Source organism: Pseudomonas sp. 65/3-MNA-CIBAN-0223 (assembly GCF_040310425.1).
In the GTDB taxonomy this organism is placed as follows: domain Bacteria; phylum Pseudomonadota; class Gammaproteobacteria; order Pseudomonadales; family Pseudomonadaceae; genus Aquipseudomonas; species Aquipseudomonas gregormendelii.
In genome coordinates this window covers 282,366-299,529 of sequence record NZ_JBEOPV010000004.1, presented here as the reverse complement: position 1 = coordinate 299,529, position 17,164 = coordinate 282,366, and the positions used below count along the sequence as shown (strand labels likewise).

Annotated in this window: 16 protein-coding genes; 6 read left to right on the top strand and 10 right to left on the bottom strand. The window is 60.8% G+C overall.

What is annotated here, in order from left to right:
- Positions 1 to 204 precede the first annotated feature (204 nt).
- From AAEZ09_RS06380 to AAEZ09_RS06345, 8 genes are all read right to left on the bottom strand, one after another.
- On the bottom strand, positions 205 to 1,794 hold the full coding sequence (locus tag AAEZ09_RS06380) for a flagellar hook-associated protein 3 (RefSeq protein ID WP_205891935.1): 1,590 nt from the start codon (positions 1,792 to 1,794) through the stop codon (positions 205 to 207).
- Between the two features lie 14 nt (positions 1,795 to 1,808).
- Positions 1,809 to 3,833: a flagellar hook-associated protein FlgK gene (flgK, locus tag AAEZ09_RS06375; RefSeq protein ID WP_350598669.1), complete on the bottom strand. Its 2,025-nt coding sequence runs from the start codon at positions 3,831 to 3,833 to the stop codon at positions 1,809 to 1,811.
- Positions 3,834 to 3,856: 23 nt separating this feature from the next.
- Complete coding sequence (flgJ, locus tag AAEZ09_RS06370) at positions 3,857 to 5,164, bottom strand: flagellar assembly peptidoglycan hydrolase FlgJ (protein ID WP_350598668.1); 1,308 nt, start codon at positions 5,162 to 5,164, stop codon at positions 3,857 to 3,859.
- Between the two features lie 11 nt (positions 5,165 to 5,175).
- On the bottom strand, positions 5,176 to 6,285 hold the full coding sequence (locus tag AAEZ09_RS06365; RefSeq protein WP_045058876.1) for a flagellar basal body P-ring protein FlgI: 1,110 nt from the start codon (positions 6,283 to 6,285) through the stop codon (positions 5,176 to 5,178).
- Positions 6,286 to 6,303: 18 nt separating this feature from the next.
- Complete coding sequence (flgH, locus tag AAEZ09_RS06360; RefSeq protein ID WP_045058875.1) at positions 6,304 to 6,999, bottom strand: flagellar basal body L-ring protein FlgH; 696 nt, start codon at positions 6,997 to 6,999, stop codon at positions 6,304 to 6,306.
- Between the two features lie 52 nt (positions 7,000 to 7,051).
- Positions 7,052 to 7,837, bottom strand: a complete 786-nt coding sequence (gene flgG / locus AAEZ09_RS06355; protein ID WP_045058874.1) for a flagellar basal-body rod protein FlgG — start codon at positions 7,835 to 7,837, stop codon at positions 7,052 to 7,054.
- Between the two features lie 45 nt (positions 7,838 to 7,882).
- Positions 7,883 to 8,623, bottom strand: coding sequence for a flagellar basal body rod protein FlgF (locus tag AAEZ09_RS06350; RefSeq protein WP_045058873.1), 741 nt, complete (start codon positions 8,621 to 8,623; stop codon positions 7,883 to 7,885).
- A 286-nt stretch (positions 8,624 to 8,909) separates the two neighbouring features.
- The gene (locus AAEZ09_RS06345) at positions 8,910 to 10,472 is read right to left on the bottom strand and encodes a sigma-54-dependent phenylalanine hydroxylase transcriptional regulator PhhR (protein WP_045058872.1); all 1,563 of its coding nucleotides are present in this window, start codon (positions 10,470 to 10,472) and stop codon (positions 8,910 to 8,912) included.
- A gap of 319 nt (positions 10,473 to 10,791) precedes the next feature.
- Between AAEZ09_RS06345 and phhA the strand changes: the two genes are divergently transcribed.
- The 6 genes from phhA (at position 10,792) to AAEZ09_RS06315 (ending at position 15,197) form a co-directional block, all read left to right on the top strand.
- Positions 10,792 to 11,583: a phenylalanine 4-monooxygenase gene (phhA, locus tag AAEZ09_RS06340; protein ID WP_122837927.1), complete on the top strand. Its 792-nt coding sequence runs from the start codon at positions 10,792 to 10,794 to the stop codon at positions 11,581 to 11,583.
- A gap of 69 nt (positions 11,584 to 11,652) precedes the next feature.
- The gene (locus AAEZ09_RS06335; protein WP_045058870.1) at positions 11,653 to 12,009 is read left to right on the top strand and encodes a 4a-hydroxytetrahydrobiopterin dehydratase; all 357 of its coding nucleotides are present in this window, start codon (positions 11,653 to 11,655) and stop codon (positions 12,007 to 12,009) included.
- Complete coding sequence (locus tag AAEZ09_RS06330) at positions 12,009 to 13,202, top strand: amino acid aminotransferase (RefSeq protein WP_045058869.1); 1,194 nt, start codon at positions 12,009 to 12,011, stop codon at positions 13,200 to 13,202. The genes AAEZ09_RS06335 and AAEZ09_RS06330 overlap by 1 nt, the downstream gene beginning before the upstream one ends.
- A gap of 304 nt (positions 13,203 to 13,506) precedes the next feature.
- Positions 13,507 to 13,638, top strand: a complete 132-nt coding sequence (locus AAEZ09_RS06325) for a hypothetical protein (protein WP_263868325.1) — start codon at positions 13,507 to 13,509, stop codon at positions 13,636 to 13,638.
- Between the two features lie 73 nt (positions 13,639 to 13,711).
- Entirely contained in the window at positions 13,712 to 13,915 is a 204-nt protein-coding gene (locus AAEZ09_RS06320) for a hypothetical protein (protein WP_350598725.1), read from the top strand.
- An 82-nt stretch (positions 13,916 to 13,997) separates the two neighbouring features.
- Complete coding sequence (locus AAEZ09_RS06315; protein ID WP_350598664.1) at positions 13,998 to 15,197, top strand: MFS transporter; 1,200 nt, start codon at positions 13,998 to 14,000, stop codon at positions 15,195 to 15,197.
- On the opposite strand, the gene arfB is transcribed toward AAEZ09_RS06315, so the two are convergent.
- Both arfB and AAEZ09_RS06305 read right to left on the bottom strand, forming a co-directional pair.
- On the bottom strand, positions 15,194 to 15,607 hold the full coding sequence (gene arfB / locus AAEZ09_RS06310; RefSeq protein ID WP_045058867.1) for an alternative ribosome rescue aminoacyl-tRNA hydrolase ArfB: 414 nt from the start codon (positions 15,605 to 15,607) through the stop codon (positions 15,194 to 15,196). The genes AAEZ09_RS06315 and arfB overlap by 4 nt on opposite strands.
- A gap of 122 nt (positions 15,608 to 15,729) precedes the next feature.
- Complete coding sequence (locus AAEZ09_RS06305) at positions 15,730 to 17,142, bottom strand: amino acid permease (RefSeq protein WP_045058866.1); 1,413 nt, start codon at positions 17,140 to 17,142, stop codon at positions 15,730 to 15,732.
- Positions 17,143 to 17,164 lie beyond the last annotated feature (22 nt).

Here is a 17,164-nt window from a genome sequence, read left to right as displayed (position 1 = left end):
CCCCCTGCCCATCCTTTTTTACACAATACAGTGAAGATGCGCTTTATGACTCGCAGGTCACGCATTATGCGTGGCTTATACCAAACATCCAGTCACAAACAGGCGATCGACCGCCGACTGGAGGGTAAAAAAGATCAAACGAAGGGAGACAAGAGCGTCAATGAGACATCGCCGGCACCCTGGGGTGCCGGGAATCAAGGAGGGTTACAGCTTGTTGAACAGGCTCAATTGAGCGATTTTCACGAACGCCAGCTGGGAGGCTTGCAGCAAGGATTGCTGGAAGGCCAGGTCGATAGATGCTGTTGCCACGTCAGTATCGCCAATGGCGGCCTGGGTACTGGTGTTTACCAGACCGATGCTGGTGTTTTCGGCGCTCTGGATGTCAATCGCACCCAATCGAGCCCCAATCGACCCGCGAACGTTGTCGATCTGCTCGCTGGAGTTGGACAGGTTACTGATTGCCGCATTCACCGCGTCCTTGAGCTTGATCTGAGCCAGATCATTGCCGTCGGCAGGTGTTTCGAGCGCCTGGCGCAACTGACTCAATGTATCCAGTGCACTCTGAGTTTTATGGCTGCTGGCACCTACTACGAATTGATCGTCTGCTGCCGGGGCGCCGGTGAAGTCGAGCTTGACTCCCGCTACAGTGATCGAGCCCGCAGCCAGCACCCCACCACCGATTGGCTTGCTGTCCGAGCCCATTGGCTGGGCAAAGACTTCGTAGTTTGTTGCATCGGTGAATTTGACCACCACGCCGCTGTTAGGAAATCCGTTGACGTAGTCAGATTGGCTGGAGACGCCAGAACCGGTGATCTGAGCAGTCGAGGTATTACTCGGCGTGCGTGAAGAGTTAAAGCTGTCAGGCTTGGTGCCCAGCGAAAAAATGTGATCCTTCACTTCTTCATCAGGCGTCATCGGCAACGTGGTCACCGGATCGATAGGCGCCTTTAGTCGCAGCGTGATGTCGAACTCCACTCCGCGCAAATTGATGGTCGAGCCACCCTGCTTGCTCGCATCGAAAGTGCCATTGCCGGACACTTCGGTGGTCACGTCGTTACCATCCTTATCAGCGATGGTGTAGTGAGTACTGTCGACGAACTTCAGTTCGTAAGGCTCGCCCGCAGCAAAGTTCTTGGTGTAGGCCGCATTCGATTTCATCAGGCCTGCCGACACTGAAACCGTACCGTCATTAGGCTTGGAAGGATCGAGTACCGCCTGGGTGCGACCTGAGTTCGTGGCCGACTCGAGGACGCTCTTACCGGTGTCGTTGGTCGCAATCGACAAGATGTCAGAGACTTGCAAGCTCAACTGGTTGTCATCACCCTGATAAGAGTAGGTGCCATCGTTGTTGCGCACATAGGGGGGAGTCAGGGTTTTCGAGCCGGAGAACATGTAGTTGCCGGACGGGTCCTTGCTATTGAGCAGGCCCAATACTTGCTCTTCGATCTCACCGATTTCGCTGGCAATCGACTTTCGATCAGCATCGCTGTAGCCACCGTTGCCGGCCTGCAGCGCCAGTTCGCGACCGCGCTGTATCGAGGTATTCAGGCTTTCAAGGACGCTCTCCTGGTTAGACAGCGAACTCTTGATGCTGCCCATATTGGTACTGTATTGCCCCAGCATCGCCTTCTGCTGCTGCAACATCAACAACTGCGCAGCCCCGACAGGATCATCACCGGCACTTTGAATACGCACGCCCGAAGTGATCTGCTCCTGAGTCTTCACAATCGAGGAGAAGTTGTTCTGGTACTTGGCCGCACTCGTCTCAAAGTACTGGGCTGTAGAAATTCGCATCGTCGAAGACTCCCTTAAAGACTGTTGATCAGCGTGCTGAAGGTTTCTTGCGCGGCCTTGATAATCTGCGACGACGCGGTGTAGTACTGCTGGAACTTGACCAGGTCGGCGGCCTCGTCGTCCAGGTTAACCTGGGACACGGAGGCGACTTCGGACTTGGCGCGGGCCAGGATCGCCCCGCTGGCGGTGCTGTCACCCAGGGCCTGGCTGGCCTTGGCGCCGACCTGTTCCACCAGGCGGCTGTAGGCGGTGGTCATGCTCATCCCGGCATTCCCGCCGCTGACGCCGACCGTGGCCTTGGTTTGCAGGCCCAACAATTCGTTGGCGTTGCGGTTGTCTTTCTTGCCGTCGACGTTGAAGGCGACTTCGTACTTGTCGTTCTTCGACGGCGAGCCGCTGACCGTGGTGTTGAAGGAAAACGATTTGCCAGGGATCGCCGTGCCTGTCGCGTCGAGCATCGGCACGTTGATCGTCAGGTCGTTGCCCTGCCCCGGCACGATGGTGCCGATGCCAATGCTCTGGCCTTTGGCGTTGAACACTTCGTAGCCCTGGCTGCCGCCGGCAGCGTCCTTGAAGGTCAGGGTCACCGGCATCGAATTCTTGATCCCGGCCTGCAGGTCGGCCAGGTCGGCGCCGGCGTAGATGTCCATTGGCACGGTCAGCGCGGGCGCGGTCAAGGCGCCAGTGCCGCCGTTGCCGGTGTTGCTGGTCGCGACCAGGGCGCCGGCAAAGGCCAGCTTGTTGGAATCGGTCATCTGGGTGGTGATATTGCTGGCACCGGTGCGCGTCGGGATCACCTTGAAGGTATCGCCCGCACTCAGGGCAGCGCCATTGAGATTGAGCTTGAACCCATCGATCTCGGCCGCCGGGTTCAGATCAAAACTGCCCATGCTTTTGCCGTCGGAGCGCTTGACCGTGTACTTGTCCGCAGCGGTGAACGTCACTTCGTAATCGAAGGCGGTCAACGCACTGGAGTTAGTGATGGTGACGTCGAGATTGCCCGAGCCCGCGCTATTGCTCGAGGCGGCGAGACTGCGCTGGCTGATCGCTGCGGCACTGTTGATGCTGGAGAACAGCGATGCGCCGAATTCGCCATTGGCGTCGAGGCCCTGGCCCAACTGGCGGTTGATCTTGTCGGCGACCACGATGGCGGTGCGGCCCAGGTCGTTCATTGCCGGCACCAGCACGTCGTCGCGGTAGCGCAGCAGTCCGCCGATCTTGCCGCCGCTGACGACAGAGGTCACATCGCTCACTGAAGACGGCGATTTGACCTGGATAGTTACCTGGTTCTTGTCGATGCCGGTGCGGGCGGTCGTCAGGGTGTTGGACGTGTTGCTCAACACCAGCGACTGGCCGGTACCGAGGGATACGTTGTAGCTGCCGTTCTGTTCCTGGACGGTCACGCCGACCAGTTCATTGAGTGTGCGCAGGGCTTCGTTACGCGCATCGAGGAGGTTGTTCGGGCCGCTGCCGTTCGAGCTGCCGGCCTGGGAAATCTGCTGGTTCAGCGAGGCGATGGAGGACGTCAGCTGATTGACCTTTTCGGTCATGGTGGTCAGCTGGCTGTTGATGCCTTCGTTTTGCTGCTGCATCTGCGACGACAACGCGTTGAAGCGGTTGCTCAGGGTCTGCGCATTGGTCAGCAGCAACTGCCGCGCAGCCGTGTCGCTGGGCGTGGCGGCCGAGGTCTGCACGGCAGCAAAGAAGCTGCTCAACACCGCACTGATGCCGGTGGTTTTGTCCGAGAACAGCTTGTCGAGCGGGTTCACCTGCTCAAGGTAGGAGTTGGCATCGTTGCTCAGCGAAGTGCTGGTCTGCAGCTGCTGATCGAGATAGGCGTTATATACCCGACGCACATCCGCCAGGGTCGTGCCACTGCCGATGAACACCCCGCCATTGAGGTTCGAGGCATTGCTGGTCTGAATGGTCTGCTGGCGTGAATAGCCGGCGGTGTTGGCGTTGGCAATGTTATTGCCGACAGTCGCCAACGACACCTGACTGGCGTTGAGACCCGACATCCCGATATTGAGCAAACTCATGGTTCAGACCTTATACCTTGTGCCTATAAAGGCGTAATGGAAACGCCCGCCGCAGCGTAGTTCTGATAACTCGTCATCTGCCTGGCTATTTGCGAAATCTTGCTGGCGTAGTTCGGGTCGGTTGCGTAGCCGGCCTTCTGCAACTCGCGTACAAATTGTTCGGGGTTATCGGCAGACTTCACAACATCTTGATAGCGATTGTTGGATTGCAGCAGCGTCACGAGGTCGTGGAAGCTGTCCTTGTAGGAGTCGTAGGATCGGAACTGCGCCGTCTCCTTGACCATCTCGCCGTTTCTGAATTCGCTGGTGATGGCCCGGGCTGAATCGCCCTTCCAGTTGCTGCTGGCCTTGATGCCGAACAGGTTGTGGCTGCTGCTGCCATCCTGGGCGCGCATGACCGATTTGCCCCAGCCGGTTTCGAGGGCGGCCTGGGCCACCAGGTAACGCGGATCGACGCCGATGCGGTCGGCGGCTTCCTTGGCCATGGGCAGCATGGCGTTGACGAATTCGTCGGCGGAGCTGAAGGCTTTCTTTGGCGGTGCCAGCGGGATCTGCGCCATGGCCCGGCCGTAGACCTGCAGGCGACCGCTGGCCGGTGCTTCGGTTTGCGCGGTCAGCCAGTCGCCGTTGTACAGCGAGCCGGAACCGGTCGGGCTGATCGTGGGCACGTCGATTTTGTTGATGGCGGTCGCCGCTGTCGTCGCAGTCGCAGCCGGCGTCGCGGCCGATGGCACCAGGCCGGCGAGCAGGCGGTCTGCGAGCTTCGGCGGCAACGCCAGGCGGCGCTGGTTGATCAGCGCCATGTCATTGCGATGCGCGCCCTCGCCTGCTGCCTGCGGTGCATGGATCGATCGCGACGCCCACAACGGGCGCTGGCCATTGAGGCGCGACAAGGGTCCGTGGGTGGCAGCCGTGCCGGCGGCAATTGGCGTTTCCACGGCGGCTTTGGCCTCGGCTTGCTTGGCGGCGGACGCTGCCGCCGCTTCACCCGGGGCCATGGGTTTGTTCTTCGACATCTGACGCATCAACACATCGGCCAGGCCGATACCGCCGCCTTCGCGGGACATGGAAACGGCCAGCTGCTGGTCGTACATTTCCTGGTACTGCTTGGCTTCGGCGGTGTTGAGCGGGTTGTCCTGGCCCAGCGCGTTGGTGGCCGAGCGCATGGACTTGAGCATTTCACCGAGGAACAGCGACTCGAACTCCTGCGCCACTTTGCGCATGTTCGCGTCGCTGTTCTTGTCGCCGACCTTTAGCTGGTTGAGGCGATTCAAGTCCGAGTAGGACCCCGAATCGCTGCTGCTGACCAGACCGCTCTTGTACATATCCATGGGCGCAGTCCTCAGATCACGATCAGGTCGGCTTGCAGTGCGCCGGCCTGTTTCAGTGCTTCGAGGATGGCCATCAAGTCACCCGGTGCGGCGCCGACCTGGTTCACCGCTCGCACGATTTCGTCGAGGGTGGTGCCCGGGCCGAACTTGAACATCGGCTTGGCTTCCTGCTGGGCGTTGACCCGCGAGCGTGGCACCACGGCCGTCTGGCCATTGGACAGCGGGCCCGGCTGGCTGACGATCGGGTCTTCGGTGATGGTCACGGTCAGGCTGCCGTGGGTCACGGCGGCCGGGGACACTTTCACGTTCTGGCCGATCACGATGGTGCCGGTGCGCGAGTTGATGATGACTTTGGCCACCGCCTGGCCCGGATCGACTTCGAGGTTCTCGATGATCGACAGGTAGTCCACGCGCTGGCTCGGGTCCAGTGGCGCACTGACGCGGATCGAGCCGCCGTCGATGGCCTGGGCCACACCCGGGCCGAGCATGTTGTTGATCTTGTCGACGATGCGCTTGGCGGTGGTGAAGTCCGAACGGTTGAGGTTCAAGGTCAGGCTGTTGCCCTGGTTGAAACCACTTGGCACCGCCCGCTCGACCGATGCACCACCGGGAATGCGCCCCGCCGACGGGACGTTGACGGTGATCTTCGAACCGTCGCGGCCCTCGGCATCAAAACCGCCGACCACCAGGTTACCCTGGGCGATCGCGTAGACGTTACCGTCAATACCTTTGAGTGGCGTCAGCAGCAAGGTACCGCCGCGCAGGCTCTTGGAGTTGCCGATGGACGCTACAGTGATGTCAATCTGCTGACCCGGCTTGGCGAACGCCGGCAAGTCGGCGCTGATCGACACCGCCGCGACGTTTTTCAACTGCACGTTGCCCGAACCCGGCGGCACCTTGATGCCGAACTGCGAGAGCATGTTGTTGAAAGTCTGCAGGGTGAACGGGGTCTGCGTCGTCTGGTCGCCGGTGCCGCTAAGCCCGACCACCAGGCCGTAGCCGATCAGTTGGTTGGAACGCACGCCAGAAATACTGGCGATGTCCTTGAGCCGCTCGGCTTGCGCGCTGAACGCAGCCGAGAGCATCAGGGCGGCCACCATCAGGCGTTTGAAGTTCAACATGCTCAACTTGATAGCCACCTAGAAAGGAAACAGCGGGCTGAGGAAGAAACGGTCGAACCAGCCTGGCTGACTCGCATCGGCAAAGGCACCGGTGCCCGAGTAGGTAATACGTGCATCGGCAACCCGGGTCGACGACACGGTGTTGTCGGTGGCGATGTCATCGGCGCGGACCATGCCGGCGATGCGCACCAGCTCATCGCCGGTGTTGAGGGTCAGCCACTTCTCGCCGCGTACGGCGATGATGCCGTTGGGCAATACGTCGGCGACGGTCACGGTGATGGAGCCGGTCAGGCTGTTGCTCTGCCCGGACTTGCTGTCGCCCTTGGTCGCACGGTCGCCGGAATAACCGACGTCCAGGCTCAGGTCACCGCCACCGACCGGGTTGTTGGTGTTCAGGCCACCACCGAAAAACGAGCTCAGGCCAATGTCGGTCTTGCTGGTCTTGCCCACCTGGGAGTTGGCGTTCTTGCTGGCCTGGGTGCGCTCGTTCAGCGTGATGGTGATGATGTCACCGACGCGATACGCCTTGCGGTCGCTGTACAGGTTCTGTTCGAAGCCGGCCTGGTAGATCGAGCCATTGTTGGCGGCAGCCGGCAGTGGTGTGCGCGGCAACACCGGTGCGTAGTAAGGGTCATTGGGCCGCGGCGCAGGCGCGACACAGCCCGCGAGTGCGGTGATGCCACTCAGTGCCAGAACAGATACGAAGCGATTCATGACCCTACCTCACGGTGTTGCAGGCGACCGCGTGGCCGCCCCATATTCTTGATTACAGATTCTGCGTTACGAACGAGAGCATCTGGTCGGCGGTGGAGATCACCTTGGAGTTCATCTCGTAGGCGCGCTGGGTGGTGATCATGTTGACCATCTCCTCAACGGTGCTGACGTTGGAGGTTTCCAGGGTGTTCTGCAGCGTGGTACCAAAACCGGCGAGGCCCGGGGTGCCAACCTGCGGCGCGCCGCTGGCGGCCGTTTCCAGGAACAGGTTGTTGCCCACGGCTTGCAGGCCGGCCGGGTTGATGAAGTCGGCGGTCTGCAGGTTGCCGATCACCTGGGAAGCGGCGTTGCCAGGAACGGTGACCGACACGGTACCGTCACGGCCGACCGTGAAGGTCTGGGCGTCGTTCGGGATGACAATGGCCGGCTCCAGGGCGAAGCCGCTGGCATTGACGATCTGGCCGTTGGAGTCCAGGTGGAAAGTACCGTCTCGGGTGTAGGACGTGGTGCCATCCGGCTGCAGGATCTGGAAGAAACCGCGACCGTCGATGGCCATGTCCAGCGGCTGCTCGGTGGTTTGCAGGCTGCCGGCGGTGAAGTTTTTCTGGGTGCCGACGATGCGCACACCAGTACCCACTTGCAGACCCGACGGCAATTCGCTGTCCTGGGTCGACTGGGCGCCAGGCTGACGCTTGATCTGATACAGCAGGTCCTGGAACTCGGCGCGATCACGTTTAAAACCCGTGGTCGACACGTTCGCCAGGTTGTTGGAAATGGTGGTCAGGTTGGTGTCCTGGGCGGACAGACCCGTTTTGGCAACCCATAGAGCCGGAAGCATTCGATTCTCCTCGTGCGCCTGTTTTACGGCGCGACGTTCTGGTAATTAGCTGATCTGCAAGACCCGAGCCATGGCCTGGTCGTCTTCTTTGGCGGTGTTCATCATCTTGATGTGCAATTCGAACTGCTTGGCCAGGGCCAGCACCGAGGTCATTTCTTCCACGGCGTTGACGTTGCTCGACTCGAGGAAACCGGACACCAGCTTGACGTTGGCATCCGCCTGCGCCGGCTGACCGTCCTTGGTGTGGATCGAACCGTCCAGGCCTTTGGTCATGTTCCGGAAGTCAGGGTTGACCAGCTTGATGCGGTCGACTTCGGCCATCACGCGCGGGCCTTCGCCCATCGCCCGAATGCTGATGGTGCCATCCTCGCCCACCTCGATCTGTTGCTCGGGCGGCACGGCAATCGGCCCGCCATTGCCCATCACCGGCATACCATTGCCGGCGCGCAATACGCCCAGGGCGTCGACGTTGAGGCTGCCGGTGCGCACATAGCTTTCACCGCCATCGGGGTTCTGCACGGCAATCCAGCCATTGCCCTGTACGGCAACGTCGAGGTCGCGGCCGGTTTCCACCAGCGAACCTGCGGAGAAGTCGGTGGCCGGACGCTCGGACATGGCAAACGCACGCGCCGGAAAGCTGTCACCAAACACCGGCATCGAGCGCGCCTGCTCCAGGTCTTTCTGGAAACCGTTGGTGGAGATGTTCGCGAGGTTGTTCGCATGAGCCTTCTGCGCCAGTGCATTCTGGCTGGCGCCGGTCATAGCTACATAAAGGTACTTATCCACACTCTTTCCTCTGCATGCCGGACGTTTGCCGCCCACCGCTGTACTGCTGAGCCATAAGCAATTTGCAGACCAACTATTTTCTGGCGGCGCGGGGCCCGGCAAACAGGGGGCTTGAGGGGTTTGGAGAGGAGTGAAGGAATGGGGTGAAGTCGAAAAACCGGCGGTGTTGTGCCGCTTCGCGGCAATAGAGCGAAAGATCGCAGCCTCGTTTCACTCGGCAGCTCCTACATGAATACCTGATCCCCGTAGGAGCTGCCGAGTGAAACGAGGCTGCGATCTTTTGACTTTAAGTGCTGCTGTCCTTGCCCACCTCATACTCACGCAGCTTGTTGGCAATGGTGGTATGCGAAACCCCCAGGCGTTTACCCAACTGCCGGCTGCTCGGATGTTCTGAATACAGACGCTCCAGCACCGCCTTCTCGAAGCGCCCGACAATCTCGTCCAGCCCGCCTTCCAGAGAAAAATCGCCAAGCGGCTGACGCACGCCGTAGTCCGGCAGGCGGATGTGCTCGGCCTTGACCGTGCCGCCTTCGCACAAGGACACCGCCTGGAACAGTACATTCTCCAATTGCCGAACGTTGCCCGGCCAATGGTAATGACTGAGCCGCTCCATCGCCGCCGGCGCCAGTTTCGGCAGCGGACAACCGATCTGCCGGCTGGCCTGGTCCAGGAAGTGCTCGACCAGGGGCGTCAAGCCGTCCAGGCATTCGCGCAGTGGCGGGATGTGCAACGACAAGACGTTCAGGCGGTGGTACAGATCCTGGCGGAACTCCCCGCGAGCGCACAGCTCCGACAGGTCGACCTGGGTCGCACAGATCACCCGCACATCGAGGTACACCTCTTCATCACTGCCGACCCGACGAAAGCATCCGTCCTGCAGGAAGCGCAGCAATTTCACCTGCAAGCGCGGGCTCATTTCACCGACACCATCGAGAAACAGCGTACCGCCGGCAGTCAGCTCCAGCAGCCCGAGCTTGCCTTCGGCACGGGCGCCTTCGAATGCGCCAGGGCCGTAGCCGAACAATTCGGTCTCGGCCATGGACTCCGGCAGCCCCGCACAGTTGAGCGCCATCAACGGCGACTGGCCGCGGGGACTTGCCAGGTGGCAGGCCCGCGCCAGCAACTCCTTGCCGGTGCCGGTTTCGCCTTCTATCAACAACGGTGCGTCAAGGGGCGCCATGCGCCGGGCTTCGCGGACCACGGCGGCCATAACCTTCGAGCTCTGGAAAATGCTGTCGAACCCCCGCAGTTCCTGCTTGCGCACGTTGTAGATGCGTTCACCTACCCGATCCGCGCGATGCAGCGTCAATACCGCGCCGGCCATGGCCTCGCTGTCGTCATGCTCCGATTGCAATGGCGCGATGTCGGCCAGGAACACGTCGCCCTTGACCTTGACCCGCAGCCCGTTGATCCGCGACTTGTTGGCACGTACCAGTTCCGGCAGGTCGAAATCCTCGGCGTAACGGGACAACGGGATGCCCGGCACCTCGTCCACCCGCACACCGAGCAGCTGTGCGGCGGCCCGGTTGGCCGCGACGATCGAACCGCCCATATCGATCGACAGCACCGGAAACTCCAGCGCGCCGAGCAGCGCATTGAGCTCCATGTGCCGGCGCTCGCTGGGCATCAGCCCTACGCGCTTGACGCCAAACACCCCGGGGATCGATTCGAACTTCGCCCGCAGCGCCTGGAACTGCAGGTTGATGAGGTTCGGGCAGTGCAGGTAGATCGCATTACCGTGCTCACCCCCGACTTCGCCACGCGCGACGTTGATCCCGTACTCCACCAGCAGGTTGAGGATGTCGCGCAGGATGCCGATGCGGTTCTGGCAGTGGACTTTGATACGCATATAAAGGCTCGAAAAGCGGTTAAGGAAATCATGCCAAGCTCGACCCGCTCCCACAGGGGGATTGCGGTGGCCGCAGGAGCGGTTTTTTGCTGCGACGCTCAGATAGTCGTAAAGATTATGTGACACACAGGGCGCTTTTCAAACCAGAAAACTCAACAGCTACGCTACAACTGCCATTGCGTAACGAAAAGTTTACGAAAAGCACTGGTTTTTGCTCCCTACACCTCGCGCACGGGGCTGCACATCCGAAAATCCTGGGGTATTTGTAAGTCCATAGCTGGACATAACAAGAACGAATTTCCCCTAGCAGGAGAGCAGCATGAAGCAGACGCAATACGTGGCTCGCGAGCCCGATGCGCAAGGTTTTATCGATTACCCCGCCGAAGAACACGCGGTGTGGAACACGCTGATCACTCGCCAACTGAAAGTGATCGAGGGTCGTGCGTGCCAGGAATACCTGGACGGTATCGAAAAACTCGGTCTGCCCCACGACCGCATCCCGCAACTGGGCGAGATCAACAAGGTGCTCGGTGAAACCACCGGCTGGCAGGTGGCCCGGGTGCCTGCGCTGATTCCCTTCCAAACTTTCTTCGAATTGCTCGCCAACAAGCAGTTCCCGGTGGCCACTTTCATTCGCACTCGCGAAGAGCTGGACTACCTGCAAGAGCCGGATATTTTCCACGAGATATTTGGCCACTGCCCGCTGCTGACCAACCCCTGGTTCGCCGAATTCACCCACACCTACGGCAAGCTTGGCCTGCAGGCGACCAAGGAAGAACGGGTGTACCTGGCGCGCCTGTACTGGATGACCATCGAGTTCGGCCTGGTCGACACGCCCCAGGGCCAGCGCATCTACGGCGGCGGTATCCTTTCTTCACCGAAAGAAACCGTCTACTGCCTGTCCGATGAGCCTGAACATCAAGCCTTCGACCCGCTGGAATGCATGCGCACGCCTTACCGCATCGACATCCTGCAGCCCCTGTACTTCGTGCTGCCCAACCTCAAGCGCCTGTTCGACCTGGCCCACGAGGACATCATGGGCATGGTCAAGCAAGGCATGCAGCTGGGCTTGCACGCACCAAAATTTCCGCCCAAGCCAAAAGCGGCCTGAGCAGATCCCGCTCGCGACTTGCGCGCAAAGATAGTAATTTCAAACAAGAATCGAATTCAGGAATACACCATGAACGCTCTGAACCAAGCCCACTGCGAAGCCTGCCAAGCCGGCGCACCTCAGGTCAGCGACGAAGAATTGCCGGTATTGCTCAAGCAGATCCCGGACTGGAACATCGAAGTTCGCGACAGCATCATGCAGCTGGAAAAAGTCTTCCTGTTCAAGAATTTCAAGCATGCGCTGGCGTTCACCAACGCGGTCGGTGAAATCTCCGAGGCGGAGGGTCACCACCCGGGCCTGCTCACCGAGTGGGGCAAAGTCACCGTGACCTGGTGGAGCCACTCCATCAAGGGCCTGCACCGCAACGACTTCATCATGGCCGCGCGCACCGACGAAGTGGCCAAGGACGCCGAGGGCCGCAAATAATGCATTTCGACTCGATCGGCCGGGTGCCTGGCGATCCGATCCTGGGGTTGATGGAGGCGTATGCGCAGGATCCCAACCCGCGCAAATTCGACCTCGGGGTGGGCGTCTATAAAGACGCCCACGGCCTGACGCCAATCCCGCAAGCGGTGAAACTCGCCGAGGCGCGACTGGTTGACAAGCAATCCACCAAGACCTACATCGGTGGTCATGGCGAGCCGGCGTTTGGCAAGGTGATCAACGAGCTGGTGCTGGGCGCCGACTCCCCGTTGATCGCCGGGCAGCGCGCGGGGGCCACGCAGACCCCAGGCGGCACCGGGGCACTGCGCCTAAGCGCCGACTTCATTGCCCAGTGCCTGCCGGGCCGTGGCGTGTGGCTGAGCAACCCGACCTGGCCGATCCATGAAACGATTTTCGCGGCAGCCGGGGTGAAGGTCAGCCATTACCCGTACGTGGGCAGCGATAACCGTCTCGACGTCGAGGCCATGCTGGCGGTACTACGTGAAGTGCCCAAGGGCGACGTAGTGCTGTTGCACGCCTGCTGCCACAACCCGACCGGTTTTGATCTGTCCCATGACGACTGGCGGCGGGTGCTGGACATCGTGCGCAGCCGCGACCTGCTGCCGCTGATCGACTTCGCCTACCAGGGTTTTGGTGATGGCCTGGAGCAGGATGCCTGGTCAACCCGACTGTTCGCCGCCGAGTTGCCGGAAGTGCTGATCACCAGTTCCTGCTCGAAGAACTTCGGCCTGTACCGCGATCGCACCGGCGCGCTGATTGTTTGCGCCCAGAGCGCTGACAAGCTGGTGGACATACGCAGCCAGCTGGCCAACATTGCTCGCAACCTGTGGTCGACACCGCCGGATCATGGCGCTGCAGTGGTGGCGACCATCCTTGGCGACCCTGAGTTGAAAAGCTTGTGGGCCGACGAAGTGGAAGCCATGCGCCTGCGCATTGCGCAGTTACGCAGCGGTTTGGTAGAGGCGCTTGAGCCTCACGGTTTGCGCGAGCGTTTTGCCCACATCGGCGTTCAGCGCGGGATGTTCTCCTATACCGGCCTGTCGCCGGAGCAGGTGAAAAATCTACGTGACCACCACAGCGTCTATATGGTCGGCACCGGCCGGGCGAACGTGGCCGGCATCGATGCAACGCGCCTGGACCTGCTGGCCGAGGCCATCGCCGAGGTCTGCAAGTAACCCTGGTTGCAAATAGCCCTGTTTGCAAAACAACCCCGTAGGAGCTGTCGAGCCTGCGAGGTTGCGATCTTTTGATGTTGCCCTTCAACACAAAATCAAAAGATCGCAGCCTCGCAGGCTCGGCAGCTCCTACGCAGCTCCTGCGGGGAACCATCGCAAGATCGAGCGCCCCCCCCTGCGGCCATCTGTCGCAGAAATTCCAGATAAAACTCTAATTGTCATTTCTCCTGCTGTATCCTGCCCAAGCTTTGTAAAAGCGCGGATCTACCAGATCTATCAACAGACTTTGCGAGGAGCGCGAAACATGCACGAGATCCCTAATCTCCCCTTCCCAAGCCTGCACGAAACTGAGCAGACAACCACGCAGCAAGCCGGCGCCCAACAGCCCGAGCCGAAAGAAGCATCTGACAGTCGCAAGGCTGACAGCGAAGACTGAGACACCGGCAATGCCAGACCGTGTGGAAAGCGCTAACATGCGCTTTCCACACCGCCTGGACCCTGAGCCGCGCATGAACGACGACTTTAACGAGAACCAGGCCAGCGTCCTGATCGGCACCGCCGAGAAAATGATCGCTATCTGGAATCGCCTCTCCGCCGAAAAACAGGCCGCCCTGCTCGCCCGTTTCGGCACCCAGGAAAACGCCCTGGCCGCCCTGGTCACGACGCAACTGGTTGCCCCGGCCACGACCGACTCAACCCCGCCCGGCAAATAGTTTTACTTTTTCACGACCTGCGCCCCCTCCCACCGCTATCATAAGCAGCCTATCTATCCTGCTTTGCCGTGGATCTTTACCCATGTCTGAAAACCAGCGCCCCCTGGCGGTCACGCTGCAAGTTGTCTCCATCGTCCTCTTCACCTTCATCGGCTACCTGAACATCGGCATTCCCCTGGCGGTACTGCCGGGCTATGTCCACAGCGACCTGGGCTTTGGTGCCGTGATCGCCGGGCTGGTGATCAGCGTGCAATACCTGGCCACCCTGCTCAGCCGACCCTACGCCGGCAAAATCATCGACAACAAGGGCAGCAAGCTGGCAGTCATGTACGGCCTTGCCGGCTGCGGCCTGAGCGGGGTGTTCATGCTGATTTCAGCCTGGACCCAAAGCCTGCCGATGGTGAGTCTGATCAGCCTGTTGATTGGCCGCCTGGTGCTCGGCAGCGCCGAAAGCCTGGTCGGCTCCGGTTCGATCGGCTGGGGCATCGGCCGGGTCGGTGCGGCGAATACCGCCAAAGTCATCTCCTGGAACGGCATCGCCAGCTACGGCGCACTGGCTGTCGGCGCGCCGCTGGGTGTGCTGCTGGTGAGGGAGTTGGGCTTGTGGAGCATGGGCGTGAGTATCGTGCTGCTGGCGGTGATCGGCCTGGCCCTGGCCTGGCCAAAGACCGCCGCGCCGATCGTGATCGGCGAGCGCTTGCCGTTCATGCACGTGCTGGGGCGGGTGTTGCCTCACGGCTGTGGCCTGGCGTTGGGCTCCATCGGGTTTGGCACCATCGCCACCTTCATTACCCTGTATTACGCCACGCAAAACTGGAACAACGCCGTGCTTTGCCTGAGCCTGTTCGGTGCCAGCTTCATTGGCGCGCGCCTGCTGTTCGGCAACCTGATCAACCGCCTCGGGGGCTTTCGCGTGGCGATTGCCTGCCTGTCGGTGGAAACCCTGGGCCTATTGCTGCTGTGGCTGGCACCGGATGCACACTGGGCCCTGGCCGGCGCAGCGCTTAGCGGATTTGGCTTCTCCCTGGTGTTCCCGGCGCTGGGCGTGGAAGCCGTGAACCTGGTGCCGGCTTCGAGCCGCGGGGCAGCAGTGGGCGCATATTCGTTGTTTATCGACCTGTCACTGGGGATCACCGGGCCATTGGCCGGTGCCATCGCCGCAGGGTTCGGCTTTGCCTCGATCTTCCTGTTCGCCGCGCTTGCCGCCCTTAGCGGTCTGGCCCTGAGCATCTATCTGTACCGCCAGGCGCCGAAGTACCGGGAACAACGGGACGCCCGCTAGAAGTCGACCTTGCCGCGCCCGGCCTTGATGCTGCCGCGTTTGGTCTTGGACTCGAGGCGACGTTTTTTCGAGCCAAGGGTCGGCTTGGTCGGGCGGCGCTTCTTTTCGACCTTGGTGGCGCTCTGGATCAGCTCGACAAGGCGCTCCAACGCATCGGCGCGATTGGCTTCCTGCGTGCGGTACTGTTGGGCCTTGATGATGAGCACGCCATCGCTGGTGATGCGACTGTCGCGCAGCGCCAGCAGCCGCTCCTTGTAGAACTCGGGCAATGAAGACGCGGGGATGTCGAAGCGCAGGTGCATGGCGCTGGAGACCTTGTTGACGTTCTGCCCGCCGGCGCCCTGGGCGCGAATGGCCGTCAGCTCGATCTCGGCATCCGGCAGGTGCACGTTGTTGGAAATCTCCAGCATGGTAAAAGTGTCCGTATTCAGAAGGTGCAGGATACCCTGTGGGAGCGAGCTCCCACAGATTATGCTGCTCACCTGCAAAAAAACCCGGCACATGGCCGGGTTTGTTGTTTCTGCGTACCGCGTTACTTCACGGCAGGCTGCAAGGCATGCCGTGCGCTGCGCTTGTTCTTGATGCCATAGCAGATCCACATGAAGGCAAGCCATACAGGGATCGCGTACACCGAGACCTGGATGCCCGGGATCAACAGCATCACGCCAAGGATAAACACCACGAACGCCAGGCAGATGTAGTTGCCGTACGGGTACCACAGCGCCTTGAACAGCGGCGTCTGGCTGGTTTTGTTCATGTGCTGGCGAAACTTGAAGTGCGAGAAGCTGATCATCGCCCAGTTGATCACCAGGGTGGCCACCACCAGCGACATCAGCAGCTCAAGCGCGCTGTGAGGAATCAGGTAGTTGAGCAACACCGCGATCAGCGTGACCGCCGCCGAGGCCAGGATCGAACGCACCGGCACGCCGCGCTTGTCGATCTTCGCCAGGGCTTTCGGGGCATCGCCCTGCTCGGCCATGCCCAGCAGCATGCGGCTGTTGCAGTAGGTGCCGCTGTTGTACACCGACAATGCCGCCGTCAACACCACGAAGTTGAGGATATGCGCCGCCGTGTTGCTGCCCAGCATCGAGAACACTTGCACGAACGGGCTGCCGCTATAGGAATCGCCGGAGGCGTTCAGGGTTTCCAGCAGGCTGTCCCATGGGGTCAGCGACAGCAGGATGACCAATGCACCGATGTAGAAAATCAGGATCCGGTAGATCACCTGGTTGATGGCTTTCGGGATCACGGTTTTCGGCTTGTCTGCTTCTGCTGCGGTGAAGCCAAGCATTTCCAGGCCGCCGAAGGAGAACATGATGATCGCCATGGCCATCACCAGCCCGCTGACACCATTGGGGAAGAAGCCGCCGTGGGACCACAGGTTGCTCACCGACGCCTGCGGCCCGCCGTTGCCGCTGACCAGCAGGTAGCTGCCCAGGGCAATCATGCCGACGATCGCCACGACCTTGATGATCGCGAACCAGAACTCTGCCTCGCCGAACACCTTGACGTTGGCCAGGTTGATCAGGTTGATCAGGACGAAGAAACCGGCCGCCGAAACCCAGGTAGGGATGTCCGGCGCCCAATAGTGGATGTACTTGCCGACGGCAGTCAGCTCCGACATGCCCACCAGGATGTACAGGATCCAGCAGTTCCAGCCCGACAGGAAGCCGGCGAAACCACCCCAGTATTTGTGCGCAAAGTGGCTGAACGAACCGGCAACCGGCTCTTCGACGATCATTTCGCCAAGCTGGCGCATGATCATGAATGCGATGAAGCCGCAGATGGCGTAGCCGAGGATCATCGACGGGCCGGCGGATTTAAGCACCCCGGCCGAGCCGAGGAACAGTCCGGTACCGATCGCCCCACCGAGGGCGATCAGTTGAATATGGCGATTTTTCAGGCCGCGTTTCAGCTCGCCTGAATGCGAGTTTTGTCCACTCATGAAAAGGGTCTCACGCAAGGTT